Origin of the sequence: Planctomicrobium stercoris, assembly GCF_051465655.1 — a bacterium.
In the GTDB taxonomy this organism is placed as follows: domain Bacteria; phylum Planctomycetota; class Planctomycetia; order Planctomycetales; family Planctomycetaceae; genus Planctomicrobium.
In genome coordinates this window covers 886745-897570 of sequence record NZ_CP195791.1, presented here as the reverse complement: position 1 = coordinate 897570, position 10826 = coordinate 886745, and the positions used below count along the sequence as shown (strand labels likewise).

The 10826-nt window shown below is 57.3% G+C and carries 9 protein-coding genes; 5 read left to right on the top strand and 4 right to left on the bottom strand.

What is annotated here, in order from left to right:
- Nucleotides 1-24: 24 nt before the first annotated feature.
- The 3 genes from SH661x_RS03620 to SH661x_RS03610 all read right to left on the bottom strand — a co-directional run bounded on the left by SH661x_RS03620 (nucleotide 25) and on the right by SH661x_RS03610 (nucleotide 3192).
- A complete protein-coding gene (locus tag SH661x_RS03620; protein ID WP_437228105.1) occupies nucleotides 25-549 on the bottom strand; it encodes an RNA polymerase sigma factor in 525 nt (174 codons plus the stop codon).
- 117 nt (nucleotides 550-666) lie between these two features.
- Complete coding sequence (locus SH661x_RS03615; RefSeq protein WP_437228103.1) at nucleotides 667-1977, bottom strand: homoserine dehydrogenase; 1311 nt, start codon at nucleotides 1975-1977, stop codon at nucleotides 667-669.
- A 303-nt stretch (nucleotides 1978-2280) separates the two neighbouring features.
- Nucleotides 2281-3192, bottom strand: coding sequence for a glycerophosphodiester phosphodiesterase (locus SH661x_RS03610; protein WP_437228101.1), 912 nt, complete (start codon nucleotides 3190-3192; stop codon nucleotides 2281-2283).
- Nucleotides 3193-3377: 185 nt separating this feature from the next.
- Between SH661x_RS03610 and SH661x_RS03605 the strand changes: the two genes are divergently transcribed.
- The 4 genes from SH661x_RS03605 to SH661x_RS03590 all read left to right on the top strand — a co-directional run bounded on the left by SH661x_RS03605 (nucleotide 3378) and on the right by SH661x_RS03590 (nucleotide 8241).
- Nucleotides 3378-3572, top strand: coding sequence for a type II toxin-antitoxin system HicA family toxin (locus tag SH661x_RS03605; protein WP_437228099.1), 195 nt, complete (start codon nucleotides 3378-3380; stop codon nucleotides 3570-3572).
- Complete coding sequence (locus SH661x_RS03600; protein WP_437228097.1) at nucleotides 3569-3799, top strand: hypothetical protein; 231 nt, start codon at nucleotides 3569-3571, stop codon at nucleotides 3797-3799. Before SH661x_RS03605 ends, SH661x_RS03600 begins: the two co-directional genes overlap by 4 nt.
- A 592-nt stretch (nucleotides 3800-4391) precedes the next feature.
- Nucleotides 4392-6524 carry an elongation factor G gene (fusA, locus tag SH661x_RS03595; protein ID WP_437231165.1) on the top strand — a complete coding sequence of 711 codons (2133 nt, stop codon included), beginning with the start codon at nucleotides 4392-4394 and terminating at the stop codon, nucleotides 6522-6524.
- 136 nt (nucleotides 6525-6660) lie between these two features.
- On the top strand, nucleotides 6661-8241 hold the full coding sequence (locus SH661x_RS03590; RefSeq protein ID WP_437228095.1) for a hypothetical protein: 1581 nt from the start codon (nucleotides 6661-6663) through the stop codon (nucleotides 8239-8241).
- Here the strand turns inward: SH661x_RS03590 and SH661x_RS03585 are convergent.
- Nucleotides 8222-9463: a DUF4339 domain-containing protein gene (locus SH661x_RS03585; protein WP_437228093.1), complete on the bottom strand. Its 1242-nt coding sequence runs from the start codon at nucleotides 9461-9463 to the stop codon at nucleotides 8222-8224. The two genes, SH661x_RS03590 and SH661x_RS03585, sit on opposite strands and share 20 nt — an antisense overlap.
- Nucleotides 9464-9822: 359 nt before the next feature.
- On the opposite strand from SH661x_RS03585, the gene SH661x_RS03580 reads away from it, so the two are divergent.
- On the top strand, nucleotides 9823-10773 hold the full coding sequence (locus tag SH661x_RS03580; RefSeq protein WP_437228091.1) for an HDOD domain-containing protein: 951 nt from the start codon (nucleotides 9823-9825) through the stop codon (nucleotides 10771-10773).
- Nucleotides 10774-10826 lie beyond the last annotated feature (53 nt).

Here is a 10826-nt window from a genome sequence, read left to right as displayed (position 1 = left end):
GCAATCGCAGTCGTGGGGTCGGGTTCAGGAGACTCTGACAGCAGCCATCGCCGCTGTTTTCTCCATCAATCGGGATCTCAATAATTCCTTGCCGCGCGCCAGCCGGCTCATCACTGTCCCGATCGGAACCTCCAGCACGCTGGAGATTTCTTTGTAACTCAGTTCTTCAAAGTAATAGAGCAGAACCGGTGTGCGAAACGACTCGGGCATCTCCCGCAATGCCAGCTGCAACTGCTCTTCATCAAACTCTTCCGGCCAGGCCGAACGCGATTCGCCGACCCAGTCCGCCTCGTCTCCGGGCAGCTCCCAGAGTTTCTGTTTCTGCCGCGATTTCAGGTAACAGTTCCGCACAATCGTGAACAGCCACGGTCGTGCCCGCTCCTGAGAACGCAGCTGATCCAGTTTCCGGCATGCCTGAAGAAACGTCTGCTGCGTCAGGTCCTCCGCATCCGCGTGCGACCCGGACAGCCGATAGGCAAAGCGGTACACGATCTGATAATCGTCGCGTACCAGCTGCCGAACCATTTCCCGGCATGCTGCATGTTCCATAGACGTGCTCTCACCAGACTGATCTGCCAGGAGACCCATTTATTCCCCAAAAACCAAATCACGCACGGAATGTCCGGACAAACCCGAATTGCAACGCTTTTTCACCTTGACGATTGTTCAGTCGCTGACCGGCAGGCACAACCACGGCCCACGCACGGACGGCAGCTGATCCAGTTCCCGCCTCGCCGCACGAACCGACCCCTCCCGGGTCCGATGGGTCATGAACACCAACGGAACGATCGGAAACTCCGCCGAGTCGCTGGGGTCGTCCGCCTCTTTCTGAATCACGGACGCCAGACTGATTCCGTTCCGTCCCAGAACGTCGGCGATCTCAGCAATCACACGCGGCTTGTCCTGCACCAGAAATCTCATGTAGTACCGACGCTGAATGTCTTCCGCCTTCTGCAGCGGAAACGTTCCGGACTCGTTCCAGAGATTGAGCTGCTGAAAGTTCATGCGGGCGCGACCCACAGCCACATCCACCAGATCCGAGACCACTGCCGATGCCGTAGCCATCTGCCCGGCTCCCATCGCGGAGAACCATGTTTTGCCCACCGCATCGCCGGTCAGTTCAATCATGTTGTAAGGGCCACTGACCTGGGCCAGCGGGCGGGCATGCCGGATCAATGTCGGCTGCGTATGCATCTCCAGACACTCGCCCACTAGTTTCGCGGTCGCGAGCAGCTTGATGGCATATCCGAGTTCATCCGCAAACTTCAGGTCCATCAGGCTGAGTTCATCAATCCCCTGCACCGGAAATTCATCGGGAGTCACACGGCGTCCGAACGCCAGCTGAGCCAGCAGCCCCAGCTTCTGGGCAGCGTCGGTTCCTTTGACGTCCATGGAAGGATCCGCTTCGGCGTACCCCAGCTTCTGCGCCAGTGCGACCGCATCTTCATAAGACGCATTTTCATCGAACATCTGGGTCAGAATGAAATTGCTGGTGCCATTTACGATCGCTTCCAGCGAAGTGATCTGATTCCCGGTCATCGCCTGTCCGATGGCAGCAATGATCGGACATCCGCCCGCGACCGCAGCTTCAAATGAGATCGAACGCTTCAGCTTGCGTGCCTGTGCGAACAGCTCATGCCCGTAGGTGCAGAGCAACGCCTTGTTCGCGGTAACGATGTCCTTCCCACTCTCAAGGGCTGCGGAAACAATCTCGCGGGCAGGGTTCAATCCGCCGATCAGTTCTACTACGACGTCAATATCTTCCGCGCGGGCGACAGCCATCGGATCAGTCGTGAACTCAACGCCGGGCAGGCTCGCTTCCCGTTCAGGGTCGCGCCTGCGAACAGCAACGCGACGAATTTCGATGGGCCGGGTTGCTCGATTCGCGGTCCGTTCCGGATGATTCACAAGAATCTTCGCGACACCGCTGCCGACAGTGCCCAGTCCAATCAGCCCGATTCGTAATGGTGAGGTCATGCGAGAGCTGTCGCTCCTGGAGAAATCTGCAGAGGTTCATTGAAAAGGAAAGATCACCCAAAGATCCGCCCCTCAATATTATGAACTTTCTCCCCCGAGAACATCTGTCACGGGACCATCAATTTTGCGAATGGTTCACGCACCAGCGGGACACAGGTTCAACGCAAAGCTCATGCAGACCGCCAATAACGGCCGCCCGCCCCCGTAGAATTCGTCGTGGGAGCGGAGTCTTTCAGCGACAGAATCCTGCCACCATTAACAGTTTCTCCCAATATCCGGCCTGATTTCACGAGGCCTCCGCCGTCAGCCTTCGGGGGAAATCTCGCCGATCCCTTCGCTGCGAAGAAGCTCCGGGCGGTCGGTCGTGATCCCCTGAACCCCGATCTGGGCGAGACGGATTGCCTCTTCAGGATCATTGACCGTCCAGGCATAACAGGGGAGATTCGCGCCGCTCAGCCGCTCAACCATCGCCTGATTGATAGCCGATGTATCGCCCCCCAGATTGACTCCTGTGGCACCCGCTTTCTTCGCAGTCTCGATGATTTCCTGCACCGACGGCGGCTGGCGATCCTTGCTGCTGCTCATCGAAACGAGCCAGTACCGCTGCAGATCCGGAAGCTCCTTCGCCGCTGCTTCAATCACCTTGGAGTTGAAGGAGATGATGCACGTCTCGTGAGCCGGCCGTTGCACCTGCTTGAGAGCGTTCTTCAGGGCCGGCAGAATCTCAGGCCCCGCCTTGACCTCAATAAACAGCCTGCGCCCTTCGGGAATCGACTTCAGCACATCCGTGAAGACCGGAACTTTTTCTCCCGCAAACTTCGCGTCTTTCCACTTCCCGACATCCAGTGCCTGAACCTCGGCCAGCGTCATCTCCGAGACCTTGCGATCTGGACCGCCGTACCGCTTGGGAGTGCTGTCATGCATCACGACAATCTCATCATCCTTGGAGAGATAGACGTCGATCTCAACAGCGTCCGCCTGCTGCTCCCAGGCGAGATTCACAGCAGCCAGAGTGTTCTCCGGAGCATCGTGCGAAGCTCCGCGATGAGCGATGATCTCCGCTGCAACAAGATCGGGAGACTGCAGTGCCAGTGCGGTGAGCACCACCAGAACGACGGACAGAGACAACACGATCAGCTTCAAGAATGATCGACCGTGCTTCCCCACGGGAGTGGAAATCATCACGGCTGTCATATTCGTGAGAGTCAAATGCATTCTGCTACTCGAGTTCGGTCTGGAATCCGGGCGATTCAACAGTGACTTTAAGTGTTTCCGTGCATGGACTTCACACGGTTCGCTCTCGCGAAAGAGCAACTGTGAGGATAGAATAGTGCGTGGTGAGAAACCAACCCACGCGGAGCTTCCACAACTGAATTCCAGGCACGCGTTCAGACAATCCCATGCCGAGAAAAATCCGAGAGCTGATTCGAGATCTTGAGAAAGCGAATTTCGTGAACCGTGGAGGGAAGGGGAGCCACCGAAACTTTGAGCATGCGAGTGGAAGACGAGTCACCCTTGCAGGCTCGCTGGGGGATGACGCGAAACCTTATCAGGAACGAGAAGTCAGGCAGGCGATTGAAGAGACAAAAAAATGACAGACAGTGCCCGGTATATCAAAATTGTTGAATGGTCTGAAGAAGATCAGTGCTTCGTGGGTCAGTGCCCAGGCGTCATTGGTCCCTGTTGTCATGGCGACGATGAAAAGCAGGTCTATGCCGAACTATGCCAGATTGTCGAAGAGTGGATTGACTCCTTAAAGCAGGATGGACGCCCCTTGCCGGCGCCCACCGCTGGCCAGAATGTTGTGCAGAAAATTGCGTGATGACCACACCACCCCCACGCCGACGAAACACCTAATCCTCTGTTAAAACAGAACTTACAACCACACCTACTACACCTCACGTTGTCAAATCTCTCTAGAACTGCCCTCTTCATTCGAATCACATCAGAATTTGCGCAGATTCGATCTTTCCTCCGCTGGCCGAAATCTCTATGATCGTTTTGTCGAATGCGGACGCTCGCGCGAGCGGTGTATTCCCATTTCAGTGACCTTGGCTGATCTTTCAGCGGTCGCAGAGCGGGATTCCCCTCCTGAGCATCTGGGTTCTGTCGTCAATTGAGCGAATCAAAGCTTGGATTGTCAGCGACAGACCGACACATCCTGCTGATGAACGAATCAGGTCCGGGGGCATCGCCCGGGAGGTTCGAAACGTCAGCAAGCTTTCTATCAGGACAGGCAGCATGCAGAACCCAATTCGAGCCGTACGGGGTTAGCCCCTTCGCTTCGCAGTTGCGAAGTGAAGCCGGGGATGCTGCTGCATTTGCTTTGTGCCATTCGTTTTATGGCTGATGGTTTTTCGCAAAACCACCTGACGCTCAAATTCTCTACCCACTTTTCCAAACTGGTTGTGATCATGGATCTGAACAAAGTCCGTAACATCGGGATCTCCGCCCACATCGACTCCGGCAAAACCACGCTGACAGAACGCATCCTGTTCTACGCGGGCCGAATTCACAAAATCAACGAAGTCAAAGGGGACGGCGATGGCGCGACCATGGACCACATGGACCTGGAAAAGGAACGCGGAATCACCATCACCTCCGCCGCTACGCAGGTCCGCTGGGATGACCACATCATCAATGTGATCGACACCCCGGGACACGTGGACTTCACCGTCGAAGTGGAACGCAGCTTGCGCGTGCTGGACGGTGCCATTCTCGTGCTGTGCTCGGTGGGTGGCGTGCAGAGCCAGTCGCTGACTGTCGACCGCCAGATGAAGCGGTACAAGGTTCCCCGTATTGCGTTCGTCAACAAGATGGACCGCACCGGGGCAAACTTCTTCAACGTGGTCCGGCAGATCCGCGAGAAGCTGGGGGCGACTCCCGTTCCCATTCAGATCCCCATCGGCGCTGGTGCCAACTTCGAAGGGATGATCGACCTCATCGACATGCAGGCCATCTGGTTCGAAGGAGATCGCGGCGAAACTGTGCGTCGTGAAGCCATTCCCGAACACCTGCGGGAAGATGCCGAACTCCACCGCCATGAGATGCTCGAAGCTCTCTCCATGTTCAGCGATGAACTGATGGTGGCGATGCTCGAAGAACAGCCGTTCCCGGCAGATGAACTCCGCAAGATCATCCGCGGTGCAACTCTGACCCAGTCCATCACTCCGGTGATGTGCGGCTCCGCATTCAAGGACAAGGGGGTTCAGGAACTGCTGGACGGCGTGGTTTCTTACCTGCCGAAGCCGACCGACCGTCTGGTCACCGCCATCGATATCGATGAATCGGAAAAACTGCGCAAGGCCGGCCAGCTCGGCGAGCATGAAGTCAAGCGGGTCAACCTCAGCGACAACGCTTCCGATCCGCTCGTCTGCATGGCATTCAAGACCGTCATGGAGCAGTTCGGCCAGCTGACCTACACCCGTCTGTATCAGGGAACGATCAAGAAGGGCGAAAGCTACGTCAACACCCGTACCGGCAAGAAGGTTCGCTTCGGACGTCTGGTGCGCATGCACGCCAACGACCGCGAAGATATCGATATGGCAGAAGCCGGCGACATCATCGCGATCGTGGGAATCGACTGCGCTTCCGGGGATACGTTCTGCAGCGAAAGTGTGAACTACTCGCTGGAAAACATTTTCGTTCCCGAGCCTGTGATTCGTCTGTCGATCGAGCCCGCGCAACGGGACGGTGCCGACCGCCTGGGCAAGGCCCTGGAGCGATTCCGCCGCGAAGACCCCACGTTCCACGTGAGCAGCGATCCCGAAACCAACGAAACCATTATCGCTGGGATGGGACAGCTGCATCTGGAAATTTACATCGAACGCATCAAGCGTGAGTATCGATGCGAAGTGAACGTGGGTGAACCGAAAGTCGCCTACAAGGAAATGCCGACCAAGACCGTCGAGTACAACTACAAGCACAAGAAGCAGACCGGGGGTTCCGGTCAGTACGCTCACGTGGTTGGAAAGATTTATCCGTTGCCGGAAGATGCTGAACCGACATTCCAGTTCAACAACAAGATCAGCCAGGGACGCATTCCCGGACAGTTCATTCCTCCAGTCGAAGAAGGCTTTATCCGGGCTCTCACCAAGGGTCCGCTGATCGAGTGCGAAGTGGTCCGCGTCGGTGCGGATCTGGAGGACGGCAGCTACCACGACGTCGACTCTTCGGAAAAGGCGTTCGAGACCTGCGGCTGGGCCTGTATGCGTGAATCCCTCGAGAAGGCCGGAATGGTTCTGCTCGAGCCGATCATGCGTCTGGAAGTAGAAGCCCCGGAAGAATACCAGGGTTCCGTGACCGGGCACCTGTCCAGTAAGCGCGGCCTGATCACCCAGACCGACACCCGTGAAGGGACCGCCTACATCAACGCGGAAATCCCGTTGGCAGCCATGTTCGACTACGCCAACGAACTGCGTTCGATGACGCAGGGGAAAGGTGGCTTCAGCATGGAGTTCGGGGCCTACAAGCAGGTTCCCAAGAACATCCAGGAAGAAGTCGTCGAACGTCGCCGCAAGGAAAAGGCCGAGAAGGCCAAGAAGTAATCAGCGATTGCCGCACTCTCCGAGTGTGAAGCTGAAGCCAAAGAAAGCCCGGGACCCGCTCCCGGGCTTTTTTATTGGCTCGCGGCGGAGTATCGTCCATCGGTCGTCTATCATTAAATCTCCCCTGTGGCCGCCCATGGACATCCTGCAGCATCTCGCACCGTATCTGTTGCAGGCGCTGGTGCTCTGCCCGATCGGCGCTGGCCTGCTTCTGGCCTGCGGGATGACGCGGTCACTCAAAACGGCTCAGCAAATCGCCCTGATCGTCCAACTGCTGCTCGCAGTCTGTTCACTGGGTTTACTGCCAGTGGCATTCGCAGGTCCTCGTTTCACCGTGGAAGTGGGCTGGGCATTGCCGGGATCGGGTCACGACCCCCAGTTCATTGACCATGTCGTGTGGGGAGTTGTTCCGGTGACCGCTGTCTTCCTATCCCTTCTGCCGTGGCTGGCGATGACCGCTCAGGCGTTCACAGCTGAATCCCGGCAGACCACTTCTCGGATCGCCACTTATCTGCTTCTGACGGGGGCGCTCGCTCTTTTCATTGTCGGACGGGACCTCGGTTCACTCCTGAGTGGTGCGTTCTTCGCGATCCTGCTGATTGCTTTCTCGATTGCCCGAAATGGAATCGAAGACAAGAGAGCCTCCGCAAGCCTGTTCCTTTCGGTACAGACACTTGGACTGATCTTGCTGGCTGCCGGATTGGCGATGTTCATGTCCACTGCTGCTGCCATTCGATCTGCTCCGCAAGGGGTCCCCGGAGAAAGCAGTGCGACACTCACCACGCTGACGGAAATTATTCATACCGCAATTGAAAATCATCCTGCAGCCGAACAGCTCTGGGGGGAATATCGCACGTTGCCGGCGTTTCTGGTTCTCGCAGGGATCGTGGTGATGGGAGCAGGGTTTCCGATGCAGGTCTGGATGTCAGAGGTGAGTGCCACTTCCTCGTTGCCGGAACGATTGTGGCTGCTGACCTGGGTCAAAGCGGTCTTTCTGATCGGGCTTCGACTGCTGGTCGAGATTGATGCTGGTGCTCTGCGGGATTTCGCCTGGTGGGGACTGAGCATCTCCATTCCCGGTGCCCTGTTCGTTTCGTCGCTGCTCTTCTCGCAGGCCTACCTGCCTCGACTCCAGAGCAGTGCTGTCGCCTGGACGCAGCAGATTCTGCTGATCGGCGCATTCGCCGTCACCGCAGAACTGAACCAATGGCTCGTGCCGATGCTGATCTGCCAGACCGCTGCTCTGACATTGTTCACCATTGCATTGACGACTATCTCGGAGCGGTTTCGCAGCGTCGAGATCTCCTCTTTTCAGGGACTGATCCATCGCGCAAGCTGGCTGTTGCCGACACTGATCACCTGCCTGCTCACCTTGACGCTGACGCCGCACGCACTGGGGTTGATGCAAGCCTGGCTGGCGACGGTCACCCTGCAGGGGAGTGAAACCTGGTGGGGCTCGACAGCCAGACTGCTTTACCTGCTGGCTGATATTCTCGCCCTGGCGGGCCTCGCGCGGGTCACCCGGCAGTTGTGCACGGGAAACCTGCGGTTGCCTGAGATGTCTCCCGGATTGCGGGAGCGGGTCGAGATCGTCTCGCCAGCAGTGTCGCTGGATCTGAGCCGCTGGCAGACAGTTCTTGTCTGGGGATGGGCGATCCTCGCTTTGGCGCCCGCATTTCTCTTCGCACTCTGGCAACTCATGGCATGGAATGCTTGAGGCCCATTGTCAGCGGCATCTTCCAGAGCCGTCTGCCCGACTGGTGATCCGCTCCCAGCTCCGGGGCACTGAAGTAGACGACATCTTCATCAGGAGAGACCCAGATGGAATCGTCTGCGTCAGACTCTTTGACTGTCAGCCTGTCTGTCGGAATCAGCGTAACTGGAGAGTCAAACACGCGAGTGGTCGGGTTGTAGAACTCCACCATCACGCCAGCCTGCGTCTGACAATAGGCTCGCGTTCGATCATGGTTGATAAAAAAGGTAGAACGAAATCCGGTCTCCGGGACTGGCTCCGTCATCTGAAAACGTTCTGCATCGAGGCGGGAAGCAAACCAACGTGATTGGTGCCGACTGCCGGGCTGGGTAACCGTGAATTGTATTGTCCGGTCATCAATGAACTGCGGGGCGGTCTGATGGGAACCCGGAGCCGGATCGTCCATCAGCACAAGTGGCCGGGCGTTCGCAAACATCTGCGACCTGCTGTTGCGCCGCGAGTACCAGAGAGTCGATGATTTCCCTCTCCGGACAAAAATCAGCTCAAGCCCATCAGGTGAGAGTGTGGGTTGAACCTCTCGTTGTTCACTGTTGGCATGCACCACCGGCCGATGATGAGTAAACGGATCGCTGACAGACGCTCGCTCAGCAATGAACAAGTCTTCCTGCTGTGTTTTCCCCGCGTCCGCTACGTAAACGATCGTCAGCATGTCTGCACTCAGAGTGGGCGATTTCACCCAGCTCACCGGTTCAAATCCCGGGACAATCGTACGCTGGTCAGAAACTGACTCTGAAGGATCTGACGCGGTCGCGGGGCTTTGTTCAAGTCGACTCCTCCTTCCCCATTCGATCTCAGCTGCACCTCGAACCGGAGGACCATGTCGGGAACGAAACGGATTCCACGACCAGCCAATCACCAGCAGAATCATCAGGAGAGTGAGTCCCGCCAACCCTCGTCGACTCGACAGGAAACGACGAGGCAGGCCTGAGAGAGACTCGCGGCCTGACGATTCGTTCCTGTGACGAAGAACATTTGCAGCCTGCAGCAGATCGGGTCTTTGATCGACCCGCTGCCATTCCGGTAAGTCCTGATGCCGGACGAGATCGGTGTCCATCAGGTCGCCACGTGCAAGGCGTTCGGCCAATTGCTGGAAGGTGTGCGGACCGGATTCTTCATCCGTGAAAACGTACCACTCAGACTCTCTGCCTGATTTGCGCTGTCTCATGGTGACAGACCGTAGCAACGGTCCCCCCCTTCCCTCGATCAATCAGGAAAGAGCAACTCAAGCCCGCAACGTCACATTGTTCGCAGAGTCCTGAGGAGTGCCAACCTGTATGAACGTTTTTCGACGAGTCCCACGGTGTTCCTCTGGCCTCGTCCCCCTGCGGAACGTGCGGAACGGGGAATGAAAATGAAACTCTTGCAGGCGAGTATTCTCACTTCACGCTGTCAGCTCGCGGAAAAACGACGACCCTTTAATCGCTGCGACCGCCACAACCCCACCCGCTTGCAAAACGTTTCTGACCACTAATTCACAAGCCGCTTCCGGCAGGACATACAGTTCTGGCGAAGTCATCTGCTGTAATGCAGCATTCCGTCATTGAGGAATCAGGCATGGGCTCGGCGGCCAGCGATCAGACCGGACAGTTTGAATTGCAGTCCATTGCGATCCCATCACTTTTGCTGGACCGCATCTGCGGACGCTTCCACAGAGTGCAGATGCTCCCCGCCATCGCACATCAGGCCATGGAGCTGATGAAAGACCCTGATTGCACAATCCGGGAACTGACCCGGATCATCGAACAGGATCTCAAACTGGCTGCCGAAATGCTGCGGATCGCCAACAGCGCTGCCTATTGCGGAAATCGCCCTGTCGCCACACTGACAGAAGCGACCGTGCGGCTGGGGCTCACGCACTGCAGAAATCTCATCCTCACCGCCAGCGTCGCCAGCCTGATCGAAGCTTTCGCGACTCAGGAGGCGTGGATTCAGGAGGTTCTCTGGCGGCACGGAATGGTGACAGCTGTCGTCGCAGCCAACCTGAACCGGGGACTCGGCACGGGATTTCACGGCGAAGAATTCACCGCTGGACTCATGCACGACATCGGACGGATTCTGCTGGCAGTCGCGATGCCGGATCGATTCCTGCAAGGGGACTCGGTCGACTTCTACGAAGATGAGCAGTCGCTGATCCGCGAGCAGTATTTCTTCCAGACCAACCATGCAGAAGTCGGTGCGTGGTTTTCCATCGGAAACAATCTCCCGGGCTGCCTGACCGCTGCGATCCGCTATCACCACTCTCCCTCTTCAGCTCCGACGCACCAACGCCTCGTGAGCCTGATTGCCGTCGCCGATGAAATTGCGAACTACATCCAGCGGAACGAGTCGGCCGACGGGTACGAACCGACCTCGAACCAATCCATCGACTGTCTGGAAGCATCCGGAGTCCATGGTGCCCGCTTGCGGTTCGAGATGCGCGCGGACGAAATTCTGGAAAACTCCTGCCGCGACGCCCTGGCACTGTGCGGGAGCTGACCGCAGCTTTGGGACCGACTAAGTCCAGGATGTTACGTCGTTCAATTTAACGG